This window comes from Desulfosarcina cetonica JCM 12296 (genome assembly GCF_001311845.1).
Taxonomy (GTDB): domain Bacteria; phylum Desulfobacterota; class Desulfobacteria; order Desulfobacterales; family Desulfosarcinaceae; genus Desulfosarcina; species Desulfosarcina cetonica.
Genome location: NZ_BBCC01000014.1, coordinates 1 through 18,205 on the forward strand (window position 1 = coordinate 1; position 18,205 = coordinate 18,205).

An 18,205-nucleotide genomic window follows, 5' to 3' on the forward strand; every position below is an offset into this window, starting at 1 on the left:
ATGGTCAGATCCGGTGCCGGGGCCAGGGCGGCCAGATCCACGGAAACGCCTTCGAGACGTTTGGCGATGGGCGCGAGATCGGCAAGGCTGCCGCCGTCCATGGTGATATCGATGAAGGACTTGACCAGTCGGACGGCCTCGGGGTGGCGCATGATCAGGATGTCCGATCCGGCCATCAGGTAGGTGACGGCACCCACGGCTTCCATGAGAATGCCGCGTTTTTCCGGATCACCCAGCGTGGGCGCTTCTTCACGGTCTGCTTGGCTTCCTTGCACTTCCAAATTTCGTTGGCCAGGTTGTTGATCATGGGCATCTGCAGCTTGTCGTCACCCTGGGCCATGGCGGCCATTCTGAGACGTTCCATAACCGAGTAAGAGTACTCCAGACCATAACCCAAACCACCGGTGGTGGGGTCGATGACCACGCGATCCATGGCATGCCCAGGTTTTCAAGGAGAATGTTGACCTGCTTGGCCAAGTTGACGTCGATGGGAGAAGAGCTGATGATGGCATGGCCGTAGCCCATGCAGGCGGCGCCGATACCCTTGTGGTTTTTGTCTTCCACCGGGCCCAGGGTCAGCTGGACATCCTGGCAGTCCTCGGCGATTTTCTTGAAGACGGCTTCGTCCTTGGCAGGGTTGGCCACGCCCCACACGACCAGGGGAACGTCGATGGCGGACAACACTTTTTTCACCGTGGCGGAAGCATCTTCCGGGCTGGCATCCGTGCCGTTGGGATCGGTGCTTTTCAACTGCAGCACAATCAGTTCGGCGCCGTATTCGGAGACGCATTTTTTGGCCCAGGCGGCTGGATCGGAAACCACGTCTTTGAACGGCTCCAATGCGGCGGCCGGCCACTCTTCGGGTGCCATGTCCCAGATTTCCATGGCAATTTTCGGTTTGTAGGGCATCTCCCCTTCAAACTGATAGAACGGGTAGCAGGTTTCGCCTCCGACGTAATGGCTTTGTCGCCCTTACCAATGGAGATCGCCTTGATTGCTCCTGCGTAGGATTCCTTGTAGAATTCGAGACTCAAAGTTACCTCCTTATCAGCTACCGGTTAATGATTGCGGTTTACTAAAATGTTACGGTGATCCGTTGTTGTTTCACGGCCGCTGTGCAGAAACAGAAATACGGCCAGCATCTGATGCGCTCAGCCCCCCTTTCATAAAGTATTTTTTTGTATATGCGTAATCTACGACGGTAGATAGGATGCCGGGGAAGGATGTGGGCGGGTACGGGAATCGGCTGAAGTCAAGACAACGGTTGTCAGATTTTGTCTTCAAGTAACGCCTCATCGGCAATACGATCCTCTGGTGTGCAAATAAGGATTTATTTGCCTGTCGGATGAACAGCTTGTTTAACTACTTAAGTTAAGCGCCGTCTTGGCCAAGACGGCGCGCCGCTTCCCGAAGGCGGTAGAACCAGGCGATATTCTTATCTGTTGAAGGGTTTATTTGTCAATAGAGGAGTGTGATAAAATCCGAATTTCCGACTAGATGAAATTCAGCCTTCGGTGGTCCGCGGAAGGCACCGAAGGCTGAATTCTTTTTGGGATATGGCTAACAATGCCAGATCAGGACGTTTATGCCGTTTGGGGGGGGCCGAGGGCGCTTCGTCGGGCGGCCAGCCGTTCCTTTAATCGCGGAAACTGGTTCAGGTCGGTGTGCGGCAGGAACAGAGCGGCGACATAATTGTCCATGAACGACATGGTTTCGGAGAGCTCAAAACTGGTCATGCTCCGGGTGACCTCCACCACGTCCCGGCGGATGCGGTTGGTCAGGCTGCTCATCTTGGCGCCCAAAAGGGAGCTGTTGCCGATGAAAATGACCTTCTCGGGATCGATTTCGGGCAAAAGGCCGATGGTCATGGCCTTCTCCAGATCCACATAGCTGCCGAAGCCGCCGGCCAGGATAATCCGGTCGAGATCCTGCATGCTCATGCCCACCTCGGCCAACAGGGTCATGCAACCGCTGAAGATGGCGCCCTTGGCGCGGATCAGGTTTTCGATATCGATTTCGGTCAGGGCGATGTCCCGGTCGATTTGGGTCTCCGCGGCCCAGGCGAGCACGTATTCCCATACGCCGTTGTCCTCACGCAGGCGCTGGGTGGGCAGATCACGGTTGAATTTGCCCAGGTTGTTGATCAGCCCCAATTCGAACATCACGGCGGTCATGATGATCAGCCCCGATCCGCAGATGCCCTTGGGCCGCACGCTGCCGATGGTCATGAGCATCGGTTCCCAGGTAATCGGATCCAGGGAGAAGTCCTCGATGGCGCCCTTGGCCGCCCGCATGCCGAACTTGATGCCGCCGCCTTCGAAGGCCGGCCCGGCGCTGCAGGCCGCACAGGCCAGCCAATCCTTGTTACCGATGACGATTTCGGCGTTGGTACCGATATCCATGAAAAGGGTCAGGCGTTCGTCCAGATACAATCCCGACCCCATGACCCCGGCGACGATATCGCCGCCCACGTAGCTGGAAACGGCCGGGTAGACCAGGGCGGTGACGTGGTCGTCCAGTGCCAGGCCGATGTCCACCGCCCGGATGGGTGGATAGAGCGTGGAGGCCGGTACGTAGGGCGAGCGACGGATGTAACGGGGATTGACCTTGAGCAAGAGCTGGGTCATGGTGGTGTTGCCGGCCAGGGTGATGGCGGCGATATCCTCGGGATCGACCTTGGCCTGGCGGATGATTTTTTTGATGATGGTGTTGATGGTCTCGGCCACGACCTGCTGCAGCCGTTCCAGGCCGCCCTCTTTCTCGGCATACACGATCCGGCTGATCACGTCCTCGCCGTAACTGATCTGGGCGTTGAAGTCGCCGTGCTCGGCCAGCACGGCACCGCTCTTCAGGTCGATCAGCTGGCCGTAGATCGTGGTCGTGCCAATATCCATGGCGATGGCATAGTTGCGCTCGCTGGTGTCGCCGGCCTGGACATTGATGATCTCGGTCTTGCCGCTTTCGAACACCGGGCGGGCCAGCGTGGCCGTGACCCGGAAACGGTCCTTGCGCAGCACGTCGGGCAGCTTGCGAATCACGGGCAGGCTGACCGTCAGGCGGTGTTCGTCGTGGTGCAATTTCAGATGGCTGACCAGACGGGTCACATCGGGCAGATGGTCCTGGTTGTCCGGTTCGGGCAACTCGATGTAGACCTTCTCCATCGGTGGCAGGAAAAGACCGGCCTCCTTCAGGTCGTTCAGGTCTTTCTGCTGGATCCGCGCCGTGCGCCGCGGAACGTAGCTTTGACGCAGGACGCTGCTGTCGATGGCCGATTCCACCGGTACGCGGACGGTTACATCACCGGTCACCATTGACCGGCAGGCCAACCGGTAGCCCTTTTCGCGGTCAGCCGGGCTTATTTGCTCACTAAGGCCGCCTTCCACTGCACCGGCTTCAATAATCACCCGGCACTTGCCGCAGACGCCCTCACCGCCACAGGAGGCATTGATATGAATGCCGGCATCCATGGCGGCACGAATCAGGGTTTCACCGTCGTTGACCGTAATTTCTCGGTTATGGGGTAGAAATGTGATGCGATGGGTTGTGGTCATGAATCATTCCCCTTTCTGGATGGGCACCATATGTATAATTATGAAGTGAGACATGCGATGGCCGCCGGTGAAGGATTCAGTTCCCCAGGTCGCTCATGGTGCCGCTTTGATTCAGGTTAGCGGATCATCGAATCGGCAAGACAGCATGAGCATGTCGTCTTCTATCGTTGTCGTGACATTCGCCGGCAGCGTTTTGAATAAACTGATCATGGCCTGGTTTTCGGGGATGGTGTACGCCGTGAATCCAAGGATTCGATTGTCTCGGGCACCCTCGAAAAGCTTTTGCATCAAGCGTCCACCCAGTCCCTTGCGCTTCCACGGGCCGCTCACGGAGAAGGCCACCCGGGCCATGTTGGTTTCCGGATCCAGCAGGTACTCGCCGATGCCCACCACCCGACCGAAGCCGACATCGCCGGCGAGGGCGAGGATGGTGAGATTTTTGATATAATCCGCCTGGGATGCCTTTCCCACGTCATCGTGGACGAAACTGGTCTTCTCATGAAAAAAGCGCAGAAGGATATCGTTTTTGTCCAGCTCGTAAAAATGCTCCTGAATTTGTCGTTCGTCAACCGGTTTGGCCGGGCGAATGGTAACGGTTTCGCCGTCGATCGTCAGGGTCTCCTCCAAACGGAGCGGATAGACGCCGTGCAGGCTGCCCACCAGGGTGTGATCACCGCCGATCAGGTTGAGCTTTTTGGCCTGGAACATCAATTCATCGAAAATCGGGATGGGCGATGCTGATCATGGCGATGGCCCGTTCCTGGAGCTCTTGCCGAACAGATTGACGATGCCGAATTCACTCGCCACATAGTGGACGTCACCACGCGGAACCACCACCACCGTATTCTTCAGGATGGGAACAATGCGACTCTTTTTGCCGCCCAGGGCGGTGGCGGGAATGCCGATAATGCTTCTGCCGCCCTCGGATTGGGCGGCGCCGCGGATGAAATCGAGCATGCCGGTGACGCAGGACAGTTTGTTGAACGGCATGGCGTCGGCCGCCACCTGACCGGTCAGGTCCACGGCCATGCCCACGCAAAGGGCGGTCATGTTGTTGTGCGCGGCGATAGTCGATGGCGAGTTAACGTATTCCGACGGGTGAAATTCAATGGCCGGATTGTCGTTGATGAATTCATAGAGGTTGGCCGAACCGATGGCGCCGCTGGCCACGACCTTGCCGTTGTTGAGCCCCTTGTACTGGTTGGTGATCACCCGCGGGCAAACAGTTGCATGATTTCATCGGTGACGATCTGGGTGTGAATGCCCAGATCGTTTTTCTCGGAAAGGCTGGCCAAGATGGCTTGCAGGGCCGCGTCCGAACTGATGTGCAAAGTGGCGCCATCCCTGATGAATCGTGCGGCAAAGCGCGTAATGGCGCCTGCTGCCTCGGATGCGGCCACGTCCGGCAGGGCCAGGATGGGTTCCTCCTGCTCCACCACCAGATCCACATCATTGACATGGATGAAGCTGCGGCCCAGCACCCGGGGCATTTGCGGGTTGACCTGGACGATGACCAGGTCGGCCGAGTGAGCGGCGGCCAGGGTGATGTCCACCGATACGCCCAAGCTCATCCAGCCGAAATCATCCGGTGGGGTGGCCTGGATCAGAGCGACATGCAGGGGCAAGCGGCGGGTCTTGAATAGCCGCGGAACGGAAAACAGGTTGAGCGGTGTGATGAACCGGGCTTTTTCGGCCAGGTGCTTCGATTTCGCCGACCCCAGGTAGAACGAGCGGATGTTGAGTCGCTGGCCGCGGCTGTGCGCGGCGATGGCGCTGAGCGGCGTGGTTTCCATGGACATGAGGCGCACGATTTCAAGGTCGGTGAACCGGTCGGCCATTTGTGCCAAAGTTCTCACCAGGTGTTGGGGCTCGCCGCTGGAAGAACCAATGAAAACACGCTGGCCAGGCCGGATATGTCCGATCGCCGTTTCGGCCGTGCAACACTTTTCGATATAACTGTCCGCCCAGTATGTGCTGTCTGCCATGTCTGATCCCTCCGATAAGGGGATGGAGCGCCTGCCGTCGATGCTCCTTATTATATATAGAGAACAATCGTTTTTAATTGGGTCTATATTCATATCCCGTCGACCCGCCTTTGGCAATAGGGGATGGATGGTGAATAGCGTTCATTTTTTCTTGATGTTGACAATGTCCACCACCTATTGTAACAATTTGAACGATTTAGTGAAAAATTCCGGCAGTGCTCAACCGGTGGGCAGCTTCGGGCGCAGCATGACATGCACGATCCTTGGTGATCTCTAAAAAAAATCGCGTTTCGATACACCCGTCCGTCAACCTTCAGGCGGTGTTCATGGTCAAACTCTTGAAAGCGGTGAGCGGTTTCATCGACCATGCCAACGAAATCATCGGACGCGGGGTTTCCTGGGTGACCCTGTTGCTGGTGGTGGTGGTGTTTGTTGATGTGATCATGCGGTACCTGTTCAAAGCCAGTTTCGTCTTCACCCAGGAATTGGAATGGCATCTGTTTGCCTTTATCTTTCTGATCGGTGCCGGTTACACCTTGCTCCACGACGGGCATGTACGGGTGGATATCATCTACCAACGCCTCGACACCAAGGGGCGGGCCTGGGTCAACTTCATCGGGGTGATTTTTTTTCTGATCCCGGGTTGCTTGATGGTGATCGGCACCTCCTGGAAATTCGTCGGCAATTCCTTTTCCATGCTCGAAGGGTCTCCCGATCCGGGTGGCATTCCCTACCGCTTCATCATCAAGGGCACCATGACCGTGGGCTATGTCCTTTTGCTTCTGCAGGGGATTTCCATGGGCATTCATGCCCTGCTGCAAATCCTGGGCGTCGAAACGGTTGAGGAGGAGACGCGCTGATGGAGTTTCTGCCCGCGTGGATGTTCCTGGCGCTGACGATTCTGCTCATGGCCGGCTTCCCGGTCACCTTCACCCTGATGGGAACCGCCCTTTGTTTCGGCCTGATCGGTTTCGGCTGGTCCTTTTTCGATCTTCTGCCGCTGCGCATCTGGGGGGTGATGACCAATGTCACCCTGATTGCCGTGCCCCTTTTTGTCTTCATGGGCGTGATGTTGGAACGTTCCGGACTGGCCGAGGAACTGCTCGACACCATGGGCCTGCTTTTCGGCCGTGTCCGCGGCGGCCTGGCCATCAGTGTCGTCGTGGTCGGCGCGCTCTTGGGGGCTTCCACCGGCATCGTCGGCGCCACGGTGGTGACCATGGGCCTTTTGGCCGTACCCACGATGCTCCGGCGTGGCTACCAGAAGGAGCTGGCCACCGGTACCGTATCCGCCTCCGGAACCCTGGGGCAGATCATTCCGCCCAGCATCGTCCTCGTCCTCATCGGCGATATCGTCGGTGTCTCCGTGGGCGACCTCTTCATGGGGGCGGTATTGCCCGGCCTGTTGCTGGTCGGCTTGTTCATCGCCTACATTTTCATTATCGCCTGGCTGAAACCCGAATGGGCTCCGGCCATTCCCCGGGCTGAACTGGCGGCCATCACCGGCCGCGAGCTCTTGCGGCGTGTGGGCAGAGCCTTGTTTCCGCCGTTGTTTCTCATGATTGCCGTGTTGGGCTCCATTTTTGCGGGCATCGCTTCACCGACGGAAGCGGCCGCCGTCGGCGCTGTCGGTGCCATCGCGCTCACCGTGGCCAACCGTAAATTTTCCATGGCGATTCTGCATGAGGTGATGCAGACCACCCTGCGGCTCACCTGCATGGTGTTCATCATCCTGTGCGGCGCGGCAGCCTTCGGCCTGGTTTTCCGAGGCCTGGGTGGCGATGGGTTGGTGCGGCATTTTTTGGGCGCTTTGGCGCATCAATACAGCCACAACATGGTGCTGGCGATCGTCATGGGGTTGATTTTTGTCATCGGTTTTTTCCTCGATTTTATCGAAATTACGTTCATTCACGTTCCCGTGCTGGCACCGATCATGATCGAATTCGGCTTCGACCCGGTCTGGTTTTGCATTCTCATCGCGGTCAACCTGCAGACCTCGTTCATGACGCCGCCTTTCGGGTTTTCGCTTTTCTACCTGAAGGCGGTGACGCCGCCGGAAATCGCTACCGGGCATATCTACCGGGGCATTATTCCCTTCGTGCTGGTGCAGGTCATCGGTCTGATCATCGTGGTCCTGTTCCCCCGACTGGCCACCTGGCTGCCGAAAGTGGTGTTTGGCCCCTGAGCGTTCATGTGCCGTTCTGTTTCAAGCTTTCCATCCATTTCCCCACAAAAGGAGGCATCAGCGATGAAAAGAAGAGAATTCCTGAAAACGGCCGGAATCGGCGCGGCAACGGCTGCAGCGGCCACGGCGGGCTTGGTGGCCTGCTCCAAGAAGGAAGAAGACGCGAAAATGTCGCAGGCCCCGGCCGTCGTAACCAAAAAGACCTACGCGTGGCGCATGGTGACGACCTGGCCGCCGAAACTGCCGGTGCTTCAGGACGGCTGCGAGCGCCTGGCCAAACGCATCGACGAACTGTCCGACGGCCGCATCAAGATCCAGGTGTTCGCCGCCGGTGAACTCGTCCCGGCCCTGGAGAGTTTCCAGGCGGTTTCCGACGGCACTGTCGAGGTGGGTAGCGGCGCCGCCTATTACTGGGCCGGCAAGGAACCGGCCACCCAGTGGTTTGCCGCCGTCCCGTTCGGCCTCAACGGCCAGGGCATGAGTGCCTGGTTTCACGGCGGCGACGGATTGAAATTATGGGAAGAGACCTATGCGCCCTTCAACCTGATTCCTCGCCCCGGCGGCTCCACGGGCGTGCAGATGGGCGGCTGGTTCAACAAGCGGATCAACACCATCGACGACTACAAGGGCCTCAAGATGAGAATTCCGGGCCTGGGCGGCAAGGTGGTGGCCAAGGCCGGCGGAACCGTGGTCCTCCTGCCCGGCGGTGAGATTTTTACCTCCCTGGAGCGCGGCGTGATCGATGCCACCGAATGGGTCGGCCCCCTGCATGACCTGCGTTTGGGGCTCTATCAAGCGGCCAAATACTACTACTACCCCGGATGGCACGAACCAGGGACCTATCTGGAGTACTTCTTCAATAAGAAGGCCTATGAGAGCCTGCCCACGGACCTGCAGCAGATTATCGACGCGGCCTGTGTGGAGACCGAGCATTGGGTGCTGGCCCAATTCGAGGCCCGGAACGGCCAGGCCCTGCAGACCCTGATCAACGAGAAAAAGGTCGAGCTGGTACAGTTTCCCGACCCGGTCCTTGCCGACCTGCGCGTCCTGGCCGATGAAGTCGTGGCCGAGGAGGCCTCCAAGACCCCCATCGCCACCAAGGTCAACGAAGCGTTCAGGAATTTCCAGAAGGTGGTGGGCACCTGGGGCAGCGTTTCCGAGACGGCCTACTATAACTTCATCCAGCCCAAGTTTTCCCTCAAGGGATAACCCCCTTGTCCGGCACGCCTTGCGTTGGCGCCGGCCTGCATTAGATTACCATCGGTTCCGAGGTGTTTCGCGGGGCCGATTTTTTTTGTTAAGGCGGCCTTTGTGGAAACGGGAGGACTATGACCGAATTCGTGCAGGGACAGCGGTGGAGCAGTGAGATGGAACCGAATTGGGGGTGGGGATTGTCGCCGCCGTGGAGGGCCGGCGGGTCCACCTGCGGTTTCCCGATGGTAACCTGGTGCGCATCTATGCGGCCCAAAACGCTCCCTTGCGACGCGTGACCTTTCAGCCTGGCGATCGGGTGGCCGATGACAGCGGCACGACCCGTACGATCACGCGGGTAACCCATGAGGACGGCTTGACGATTTACTGGGCGGACGGCCGGCGCCTGCCCGAGGATCATCTTTCCGGCCACCTGGCGCTGGAGACGCCCAAGGCACGGCTCATGGCCGGTCAGCGCGACCCTTCCGGTTACTTCGATCTGCGCCGTCGCATCCTCGCCTACCGCTGGCGGATGATGCGTTCCCCGGCCCATGGATTCGTGGGCGGGCGGGTGGACCTGATCCCGCACCAGTTCGCCATTGCCGCCGAGGCCTGCCGCCGCCGCATGCCCCGCGTTTTGTTGGCCGATGAAACCGGCCTGGGTAAAACCATCGAGGCGGGCCTGATCGTGCATCGCCTCATCACCACCGGCCGAATCAGCCGGGTTCTGCTGATCGTTCCCGATGCCCTGGTGGTGCAGTGGTTCGTGGAACTGGCGCGGCGTTTCAACCTGCGGTTTCGTATTTTCGACGGCGATGCCATGGTGATGCCGGTGGATCCGACCCCACCGGAAAATCCCTTTGCCGATGAGCCGCTTTGCCTTTGCGGGTTCAGCGTCGTGGCCCAGGCACCGCCGGCAATGGCCAAGCATCTGCACCAGGGCGACTGGGACATGCTCGTGGTGGACGAAGCCCACCACATGCATCCGGGGGAAGCGCTTTTCAATGCGGTTGAACGTCTGGGACAAAAGACGCCAAGGATGGTCCTGATCACCGCCACTCCCGGTCACCTGGCCGCCCATAGCCACTTTGCCCGATTGCGCCTGTTGGATCCCCATCGATATCCGGACTACCGGCGGTTCCAGCGGGAGAGTGAAACCTTCGGCGAGATCGCCCGTTTGGTTCAAGCGCTGAACGGCCGGGATTCCGTGGACCCGGAAGCGCTGACGCCGCTGGCCCGTCTGTTGAATCTCTCCACCGAGGCCGTGGCGGCGGAACTTAACCAGGCGGATGGCCGGCGTCGCCTGATGCGGCGGATCATCGACCGGCACGGCACCGGCCGGGTGATGTTCAAGACCACCCGGCGCACGGTGACCGGCTTTCCCGGCCGTGAGGTGCAGTTGGTGCCCCTTGCCACCGATTCCGCCAACCATCGGCTGCTGGGTCGGCTCAATCGGGAATGCCTGGATGATGGTGCCGACCATCCCTTGGAAGCGGCATTGGATTTCAGTGAGGATCCGCGGGTCGATTGGCTGGAAGGCTACCTGCGGTCCCATCGGGAGGATAAAATTCTCCTGATTTGTCGGTCCGCCCAAAAGGTCAATGCCTTGTTCGACGCCCTGGAGCGGCGCATCAACGCCGGTATTGGCCGCTATCACGAGGCCATGACCCTGGTGCAGCGCGACCGCAATGCGGCCTGGTTTGCCGAGCCGGCGGGGCGAGTTTGTTGCTCTGCTCGGAGATCGGCAGCGAGGGGCGCAACTTCCAGTTCGCCCGCAAGCTCGTTTTGTTCGACCTTCCCTGGGACGCGGAACTTCTGGAACAGCGCATCGGCCGTCTGGACCGCATCGGCCAGCGTGGCGTGGTGAACGTGCTGATCCCCTTTGTGCGGGGAACCGGCGGTGAGGTGCTGGCCAGATGGTATCATGAGGCCATGGGCGCCTTCACGGCCAACATTCCGGCGGCCGGATGGGTGACCCGTCGCCTGCGTGGTCCCCTGGCCGCGCTGATGGATGACCAGGACCGTCCGGTCGCGCCCGCCTGCCTGGAGCGCCTGCTCCGTAGCGGGCGGGTGGCCGTAACCCGTCAGCAGCGGCGTATCGATACCGGCCGGGACCGGCTTTTGGAACTCGACGCCTTGCCGTCGGAGGGAATCGAACGGCTGATTGCCGATATCCGTGCCGTTGATCAGGACAGCGATTTTGCGCCCTTGGTCGAAGCCCTGCTGGATGCCCATGGCATCGGCATGGATCCGTTGGCGGAAGGCGTTTTCCGGCTGGTTCCCGATCATCGCTACGCCGACCCGCTGCCGGGCTTCCGTCCGTCGGGCATGAACGTGACCTTGGATCGCAGCCTTTCGCTGACCCGTGAGGATCTCGGTTTTTGACCGGAGACCATCCCCTGGTGACCGGTGCCATGGATCTTTACTTGGGCAGTGGCAAGGGCAGCGTGGCCTTCGCCCACTGGCCGGACGACGGGGCGCCGGATATTTTTCTGGAACTCGTGTTCGTGGTGGCGTCGGCGATCGGCGACAACCCGATCGTGAATGCGAGCCTATCGCCAACCCCCATCCGGGTGGTGGTGGACCATCATCTTGAGGATCGGACGGCGGCGATGCCTGCGTCGGTCCGTCTGTCCGATGGACCGGCCGATCTGTTTGCCCGGCTGCTGCCGGCCGTCTCGCGACTGATTCCCGACATGCTGGCCGCCGGTCGAGGTTTTGCCGAGGACCAGGCCCGCTCCCTGGTGGCGAAAGCCCGCCAGGCCGCCCAACGGCACCTGGACGAGGGCGTCGGCCGTCTCATATCCCTCAGCCGCGTCAATGCGGCCATTGACCAAGGGACCATCGAAGACGCCGGTGCGGAACGCAAGGCGGTACTGGCCGCCCTGGAGGCGGCCACGGTCCGGCTGGATGCCTTGCGGCTGGTGGCCAAGGGGAATTTTTTGGGATAACGGCCCTCTGTCCGTCAGGGTTAATAGTAGAGCACGGCCACGGATTTTTTCACGGCAATCCGGTTGATGCCTTCTGGCAGAGCATACCAGTCGTTCAGTCCGCTGACCGGTGTGCCATAGTAGGCTGCCGCCAAGTCGATCACGTAGTCCAGCACCTCGGGTTGGACCGGCTGACCGTTCAGCGACACGGAAATCAGCTCCAGGCGAGCCTCGCGGTTACGCGTGGTGACAATCCCCTGGAAATCGAAATTCAGGGCCTCCCCCAACAGGGCATCCAGGTTGAGCCGGGCCGCGTCAAAGCGGATTTTTCCGGCCACCCGGTTGTCGTCCAGAAGATCCACGGTCATGGCGTCGATCACCGTGTTTTTTCATGGGCCAGGCGCCAGGCAATGTAGGCGTTGACTTCCGGCTGGGTGATTTCGGCCGAGCGTTCCTTGCCGTCCGGCCGGGGCGGTGTGCTTTGGATGGTTTTCAAGAGATGCCGGACCTTGAGCGCATCCTGGGTTTGCCGGTCGATGGCGCCCAAAAGCACGAGCCCTGCGATAAGGAAAAACGGCCATACACGCCGGTAAAGGTTGATTCTGGTCATCATTTGGGTCTCCGGTTGAGAGGCTACCAGTCGGTTCCATGACTGTAGCGGCTCGGAATAACGATTCCGGGCTCACTTTATACTTTATTTGCAAATGTATTGGTATCCCAGCAGTGAACGTAGCTAATAAACCGCGCGGGTACAACAGCAAATCCCTTTCCAACTGAAGCCGCTCCTTTGCGATGCAACCACAGGTTTCTTCCGTCAATGGATTTCAATATTTGCCGTGGTAGTTGACACACATCCATTGGCATCGCGCCAACAGATTGAGCTCTCAGCGCTTGCCCGGGAAACTTTCGTGCTTTTGGTCAGAGATGTTGCAGTTGGCCTATACGACCAAATCATTGCTTTTTTACAGCTCGTGCAAGATCAAGTGGCAACTATTCAAAAAAAATTGAAGTAGTGGCTCGCCCCTGGTGATGCAGGTGGCATGATCCTACCGAAAACGAAGTTTTTTGGAACACGTCATTCTGTTGTTGGATTTTTCCGAAACCTATTCAAATTATACTCTTTTTCCTTGTTCGGAAACAAATATCCTTCTATGATCAACAAAAACCATCTTAGGAACAAATCTATGATTGTTGGTTACGCTCGAGTTTGAGGGGGTGGGCGGTCACATGACCTACGACGATAAATCAATGTTTGAAAAACCGACCTACGAAGATCTGAAACAACGCGTTCGGGAGCTGGAGGAGGCCAAGGCGAAACAACGTGCTATTGAAAATGCGCTAAGGGAAACCATCCAACAGCATTGCGAACTCTTGCATGACTTGCCGGTGCTGATCTGCAGTTACCTTCCAAGTGGTGAAATCACCTTCATAAACGACGCTTATTGTAACTACTTCGGCAAATCCGCCAAAGCGTTGGTGGGCTCAAACTTCCTTTCCCTGATACCCGAGGTCGACCGCGAAGCGGTGCTATCTGATATCACGGCAAAGACCCCGCAGTTGGCCGTCCGGTCCCGCGATCATCGGGTCATCGCCACCGATGGCGCGACCCGCTGGCAGCAGTGGACAAATCGGGCGCTTTTCGATGGATGTGGAAAGCCGACTGCTTACCAGTCTGTGGGGATAGATATTACCGAGCAAAAACAGGCCGAGAAAAAGTTGCAGGAAAGCGAGACCCGATTCAAATTTTTATCTGAAGCAACGTTCGAAGGCATTCAGATACATGACCAAGGCGTCATACTTGATGCCAACCACACATTTGCCACGATGCTGGGATACCGTTCGGTAGACGAAATCATCGGCAAGCAGATAATGTCAAAGCACCTTACTCCGGAAAGTTTTCAAAAGGTTCAGGAGAAGCTCGCTTCCGGCTTTGAGGGGGTATACGAAGTCATTGGCATCAAATGCGATGGGGAACGATTTCCGGTTGAGATCATATCGAAAAATATCAAGTACCACGGTAGATCGGTACGCGTGTCCGCCGCCAGAGACATCACGGACCGTAAGCAAGCGGAGGATAAACTCAAGGCGAGCGAACAGCGATTACGGTTGTTCATCGACCATGCTCCGGCTTCGCTTGCCATGTTCGACCGTGAAATGCGCTACGTTGCAGTCAGCCGCAGATGGATGGAAGATTTCAGGCTCGGCGAACAGGAGATTATCGGCACCTCCCATTATGAGCTGTTCCCCGAGTTGCCGGACCGATTGAAAGCCGTGCACATCCGGGGCTTGTCAGGCGAAGTCGTACGGGAAGAAAACGACCCTTTTCAACGCCTTGATGGAAACATCCAGTGGCTGAACTGGGAGGTCCGTCCCTGGTACACCATTGACGGAGAAGTTGGCGGCATTGTTATTTTCTCGGCCGATGTCACCGATCGCATACAGATTGAGCAGGCGTTGAAAAGTAGTGAATCGAAGCTGCGATCGCTGGTGATGACGATTCCGGACCTGGTCTGGCTGAAAGATCCGCAGGGAACTTACCTGGCCTGCAACTCCAGGTTTGAACGCTTTTTGGGTGCCAAAGAGCGGGATATCGTGGGTAAAACCGACTATGACTTCGTTGAAAAAGAACTGGCTGATCTTTTCCACGAGCAAGATGAAAAAGCCATCGCAAGAGGAGGCCCCAGCATCAATGAAGAAGAGATCACGTTCGCCGACGATGGGCATCGTGAAATTCTCGAAACGATAAAAGCACCCATATACGACAAAAAGGGCCAGATCGCCGGTGTGTTGGGAATCGGGCGGGACATCACTGATCGAAAACGCGTCCAGGACGAGCAGCGCATGATGGTTGATGCCCTTCAACTGATCAATGCGGCCGATGACATGGACACCCTTCTTCACACGATTCTGAACCGCCTTCAGGAGTGGTCTCATTGCGCGGCTGTCGGCATCCGTTTGAAAGAAGGCCCGGATTATCCCTATTACACGACCTTGGGATTCTCTAAGCAATTTGTCCGCCTGGAAAAATACCTATGCAACTACGACGAGCACGGCAAGGTTGAACGCGATGCCGAAGGGCGGCCGTTATTGGAATGCATGTGCGGCAATATCCTGCGCGGTAAATTCGATCCGTCCAGGAATTTTTTTACCACGGACGGAAGTTTTTGGAGCAATTGCACCACCGAGCTTCTGGCAACGACCACCGACGCCGATCGTCAGGCCCGTACGAGAAACCGCTGCAACGGTGTCGGCTACGAATCCGTGGCCCTGATTCCGTTGCGTGCGGGCAACCAGACATACGGACTTTTACAGCTGAATGACAAGCAGAAAGGGCGCTTTACGCCTGATTTGATCGCCTTGTACAGACGCATTGCCGACAGCATTGCCAACGCTCTGGCGAAAAAAATGGCCGAGGCGAAGGTCCTTCATCTCAACAATGTTCTTCGTGGCATCAGGGATGTAAACAAGCTTCTGGCATATGAGAAGAACCGGACCCGACTGATCCAGGGCGTCTGTGACCTGCTGGTGGAAGCCCGCGGATTCGATGCTGTCGTCATCGCGTTAACCGATGAAAAAGGGGACTGGACAGTTGAGCATGCCGTGGCCGGACAAATCGAGTCCTGCCTGTCCGAGATGCTCGATCACGGAGAGGTGTCCCATTGTGGCCGCCATGCAATGGCCAATCTGGGAGTAATTGTCAGGGGGCATAACGAACAATTTTGCAATCATTGTTCGAACTATCAAAAATCGAATAAGGATCAAAACCCACTGATCGTCAGTCTTTCCCATGAAGGCCGGCGATATGGTTTTATGATGACCTTTCTCTCAGGCGGTATGGAAGACCATCCCGATGAAGACGACCTGCTGGTGGAGATGGCCTCCGACGTCTCGTTTGCCTTGCACTCATTGGAAATCAAGATAGAGCGGGACACCTCCATGGCAGATCTGGCAAAAACCCAGGAACAGTTCAGGCAAGCCCAGAAGATGGAGGCCGTTGGACGACTTGCCGGTGGCGTGGCCCATGACTACAACAATATGCTCAGCGTGATCCTCGGGTATGCTGACCTGGCCATGGAAAAGGTCAGGCCGCAGGATCCACTCTATGACGATCTGAATGAAATCCTGATCGCAGGGAAGCGGTCAGTAGACATTACCCGGCAGTTGCTGGCGTTTGCCAGGCGGCAGACCATCTCTCCGAAAGTATTGGATCTTAACCAGACAGTAGAGAGCATGCTGAAAATGCTCAGACGCCTGATCGGTGAGGACCTCGATATGTCCTGGAACCCAGGCAAGCAGTTGTGGCCGATCAAGATGGATCCCAGCCAAATCGATCAGCTTCTGGCCAATCTATGCGTAAATGCCCGGGACGCTATCACCGATATTGGAAAAATCACCATTGAAACGGGCAAGATGACGTTTGATACGGCGTACTGCGCTGATCACGCCGGTTTTGTTGCGGGCGATTTTGTGATGCTGGCGGTCAGCGATGATGGATGTGGCATGGACAAGGAAACCCAAGATAAGATTTTTGAACCTTTTTTTACCACCAAAGGCGTTGGTCAGGGCACCGGCTTGGGACTGGCCACCGTTTATGGCATCGTCAAACAGAATGGCGGCTTTATAAACGTATACAGTGAACCAGACAAGGGAACGACATTCAAAATTTATCTGCCAAGATACCACGGTGCGTATCTTGAGGAGCGGAAACAGGGCGTCGAGGCAATACCCGAGGGCCGCAACGAACGGATATTGATTGTCGAGGATGAGCCCCAGACCCTGAGATTAGCAGATAAAATGCTGCGCGGCTTGGGGTCTGATACCCTGGCGACCTCCATGCCGTCGGAAGCGATTCAACTTGCCGGAGCCCATGGCGACATCGCCTTGCTGATAACAGATATTGTCATGCCTGAAATGAACGGTCGTGAGCTATGGGAACGGATAGAGGCGCTTTGCCCAGGACTTCGATGCCTGTTCATGTCCGGCTACACTGCGGATGTCATCGCCCATAGGGGGGTGCTGGAGGAAGGCGTTAATTTTATCCAGAAACCGTTTTCCAAAAAAGATCTGGGGGTGAAAGTCAGAGATGTCTTTAATCGGAAGTTAAAAAAATGATTAAGAATTTAATATAATAGAAAATATACTATTTCTTAGACCCAATACCGACATTCATGATACCGAAGCGGACAAAGCCTTGTTGATAGTGGTCATCAATGTTTCAGAATTAAATGGTTTGGCGATATAATCATCGGCTCCCAGCTCCAAGGCGGCCTCCAAGTAGTTTTGTGAGCCGACCTTCCAGCCGCCTGAAATAGCAATTATTTTGATATCTTTATGTTCTCTTTTTAAATCAAAAATTGTTTCCAGCCCCTCTTTTTCCGGCATGAAAAGATCCATGATGACCAAGTCTGGATGATGATTGTTGAACCATTCAATGGCTTCATTTCCGTCGCAGGCTTGAAGCACCGTGTAGCCAGCGCGCTCGAGGGTTCTGCGCAATGCCTCCCTGGCATTGGCGTCATCATCGACAATTAGTATTGATTTCATTGCGCCTATCCCAGGATCGCTTTCAGATCCTCGTCGGCCGTCCCGATGGGTTTGATATCGAAATTTTTCACCAGCGTGTCGAGCACGTTGGGTGTCAGAAACGCGGGCAGGGAAGGCCCCAGCCGGATGCCCTTCATCCCGAGGTGCAACAGCGCCAGCAGCACGCAGACCGCCTTTTGCTCATACCAGGAAATGATCAGCGAGAGCGGGAGTTCGTTGATTCCCACCCCGAACGCATTTGCCAGGCACTGGCGATCTGGATCGCGGAATAGGCATCATTGCATTGCCCCACGTCCAGAAGCCGCGGAATGCCGCCGATATCGCCAAGTTTTTTGTCGAAAAAGCGGAACTTGCCACAGGCCAGGGTCAGTACCACACAGTCCTGGGGTACTTTTTCGACGAATTCCGTATAGTAATTGCGCCCGGGCTTGGCCCCGTCACAGCCGGCCACCAGAAAGAAGTGGCGGATGGCTTTACCCTTGACCGCTTCGATAACCTTATCGGCCACCCCGAGAACGGCATTGCGGGCGAAGCCGACGGTCACCTCCCTTTGTCCGCATCGTCTTCAAAGAACGGTGCATCCGGTACCCTTGGCGGTTTGTTCACATTGATAGCAAAACATAGGCGCCTCCTTGTGTTGAAAGGTGAAATGATGAAACGAGCGGGCTTGCACTGAGTGGTCGATTAACGGTTTAAACGTGGCCCTGGGAGAATCGGCGAGGCTCTGGCGAGCTTGGGGTTTAGGGAGCAATGGAACGTAAAACCGGTTTAAGTCAATTTGCCTCTCCGTAGAGGCAACACCGTATAGGGATCAACGGG

General features: G+C 57.0%; 14 protein-coding genes and 3 pseudogenes. 6 read left to right on the forward strand and 11 right to left on the reverse strand.

Going from position 1 to position 18,205, the window contains the following annotated elements:
* The 7 genes and pseudogenes from JCM12296_RS43535 to JCM12296_RS43560 form a co-directional block, all read right to left on the reverse strand.
* Positions 1-275: pseudogene (locus tag JCM12296_RS43535) on the reverse strand (acetyl-CoA decarbonylase/synthase complex subunit delta); the annotation flags it as partial.
* Positions 176-397 (reverse strand): hypothetical protein, encoded by a 222-nt coding sequence (locus JCM12296_RS43540; protein ID WP_246804001.1) that lies wholly within the window; start codon positions 395-397, stop codon positions 176-178. The gene JCM12296_RS43540 and the pseudogene JCM12296_RS43535, both read right to left, overlap by 100 nt.
* Positions 304-909 (reverse strand): pterin-binding domain-containing protein, encoded by a 606-nt coding sequence (locus JCM12296_RS43545; protein WP_246804002.1) that lies wholly within the window; start codon positions 907-909, stop codon positions 304-306. Before JCM12296_RS43545 ends, JCM12296_RS43540 begins: the two co-directional genes overlap by 94 nt.
* Positions 910-1,583: 674 nt before the next feature.
* The gene (locus JCM12296_RS05015; protein WP_054690639.1) at positions 1,584-3,551 is read right to left on the reverse strand and encodes an ASKHA domain-containing protein; all 1,968 of its coding nucleotides are present in this window, start codon (positions 3,549-3,551) and stop codon (positions 1,584-1,586) included.
* 111 nt (positions 3,552-3,662) lie between these two features.
* Positions 3,663-4,259: a GNAT family N-acetyltransferase gene (locus tag JCM12296_RS43550; protein ID WP_246804003.1), complete on the reverse strand. Its 597-nt coding sequence runs from the start codon at positions 4,257-4,259 to the stop codon at positions 3,663-3,665.
* A 33-nt stretch (positions 4,260-4,292) separates the two neighbouring features.
* Positions 4,293-4,763, reverse strand: a complete 471-nt coding sequence (locus JCM12296_RS43555; protein WP_246804004.1) for an acetyl-CoA hydrolase/transferase C-terminal domain-containing protein — start codon at positions 4,761-4,763, stop codon at positions 4,293-4,295.
* Positions 4,760-5,536, reverse strand: a complete 777-nt coding sequence (locus tag JCM12296_RS43560; protein WP_246804005.1) for a hypothetical protein — start codon at positions 5,534-5,536, stop codon at positions 4,760-4,762. Before JCM12296_RS43560 ends, JCM12296_RS43555 begins: the two co-directional genes overlap by 4 nt.
* Before the next feature lie 326 nt (positions 5,537-5,862).
* Between JCM12296_RS43560 and JCM12296_RS05025 the strand changes: the two genes are divergently transcribed.
* From JCM12296_RS05025 to JCM12296_RS43570, 5 genes and pseudogenes are all read left to right on the forward strand, one after another.
* Positions 5,863-6,396 carry a TRAP transporter small permease subunit gene (locus tag JCM12296_RS05025; RefSeq protein ID WP_054690642.1) on the forward strand — a complete coding sequence of 178 codons (534 nt, stop codon included), beginning with the start codon at positions 5,863-5,865 and terminating at the stop codon, positions 6,394-6,396.
* Entirely contained in the window at positions 6,396-7,721 is a 1,326-nt protein-coding gene (locus tag JCM12296_RS05030) for a TRAP transporter large permease (protein WP_054690643.1), read from the forward strand. Before JCM12296_RS05025 ends, JCM12296_RS05030 begins: the two co-directional genes overlap by 1 nt.
* A gap of 63 nt (positions 7,722-7,784) precedes the next feature.
* A complete protein-coding gene (locus JCM12296_RS05035) occupies positions 7,785-8,930 on the forward strand; it encodes a TRAP transporter substrate-binding protein (protein WP_054690645.1) in 1,146 nt (381 codons plus the stop codon).
* A 175-nt stretch (positions 8,931-9,105) separates the two neighbouring features.
* Positions 9,106-10,779, forward strand: a complete 1,674-nt coding sequence (locus JCM12296_RS43565) for an SNF2-related protein (RefSeq protein ID WP_281491928.1) — start codon at positions 9,106-9,108, stop codon at positions 10,777-10,779.
* A pseudogene (locus JCM12296_RS43570) lies at positions 10,683-11,863 on the forward strand (hypothetical protein); the annotation flags it as partial. The gene JCM12296_RS43565 and the pseudogene JCM12296_RS43570, both read left to right, overlap by 97 nt.
* A 20-nt stretch (positions 11,864-11,883) precedes the next feature.
* On the opposite strand, the gene JCM12296_RS05055 reads toward JCM12296_RS43570, so the two are convergent.
* Complete coding sequence (locus tag JCM12296_RS05055) at positions 11,884-12,222, reverse strand: hypothetical protein (RefSeq protein ID WP_054690653.1); 339 nt, start codon at positions 12,220-12,222, stop codon at positions 11,884-11,886.
* The gene (locus JCM12296_RS05060) at positions 12,219-12,455 is read right to left on the reverse strand and encodes a hypothetical protein (RefSeq protein ID WP_054690655.1); all 237 of its coding nucleotides are present in this window, start codon (positions 12,453-12,455) and stop codon (positions 12,219-12,221) included. Before JCM12296_RS05060 ends, JCM12296_RS05055 begins: the two co-directional genes overlap by 4 nt.
* A gap of 614 nt (positions 12,456-13,069) precedes the next feature.
* Between JCM12296_RS05060 and JCM12296_RS05065 the strand changes: the two genes are divergently transcribed.
* On the forward strand, positions 13,070-16,954 hold the full coding sequence (locus JCM12296_RS05065) for a PAS domain S-box protein (protein ID WP_157067386.1): 3,885 nt from the start codon (positions 13,070-13,072) through the stop codon (positions 16,952-16,954).
* Positions 16,955-17,008: 54 nt separating this feature from the next.
* Here JCM12296_RS05065 and JCM12296_RS05070 read toward each other — a convergent pair whose 3' ends face one another.
* Positions 17,009-17,386 (reverse strand): response regulator transcription factor, encoded by a 378-nt coding sequence (locus JCM12296_RS05070; RefSeq protein ID WP_054690658.1) that lies wholly within the window; start codon positions 17,384-17,386, stop codon positions 17,009-17,011.
* Positions 17,387-17,391: 5 nt separating this feature from the next.
* A pseudogene (locus JCM12296_RS50185) lies at positions 17,392-17,930 on the reverse strand (hypothetical protein).
* Between the last annotated feature and the right edge of the window lie 275 nt (positions 17,931-18,205).

Coding starts and splice junctions, on each gene's coding strand:
- JCM12296_RS43550 (WP_246804003.1), bottom strand. CDS start 4,259: ATGTTCCAGGCCAAAAAGCTCAACCTGATCGGCGGTGATCACACCCTG.
- JCM12296_RS05025 (WP_054690642.1), top strand. CDS start 5,863: ATGGTCAAACTCTTGAAAGCGGTGAGCGGTTTCATCGACCATGCCAAC.
- JCM12296_RS05070 (WP_054690658.1), bottom strand. CDS start 17,386: ATGAAATCAATACTAATTGTCGATGATGACGCCAATGCCAGGGAGGCA.
- JCM12296_RS43560 (WP_246804005.1), bottom strand. CDS start 5,536: ATGGCAGACAGCACATACTGGGCGGACAGTTATATCGAAAAGTGTTGC.
- JCM12296_RS05035 (WP_054690645.1), top strand. CDS start 7,785: ATGAAAAGAAGAGAATTCCTGAAAACGGCCGGAATCGGCGCGGCAACG.
- JCM12296_RS05015 (WP_054690639.1), bottom strand. CDS start 3,551: ATGACCACAACCCATCGCATCACATTTCTACCCCATAACCGAGAAATT.
- JCM12296_RS05060 (WP_054690655.1), bottom strand. CDS start 12,455: ATGATGACCAGAATCAACCTTTACCGGCGTGTATGGCCGTTTTTCCTT.
- JCM12296_RS05030 (WP_054690643.1), top strand. CDS start 6,396: ATGGAGTTTCTGCCCGCGTGGATGTTCCTGGCGCTGACGATTCTGCTC.
- JCM12296_RS43545 (WP_246804002.1), bottom strand. CDS start 909: ATGCCCTACAAACCGAAAATTGCCATGGAAATCTGGGACATGGCACCC.
- JCM12296_RS05065 (WP_157067386.1), top strand. CDS start 13,070: ATGACCTACGACGATAAATCAATGTTTGAAAAACCGACCTACGAAGAT.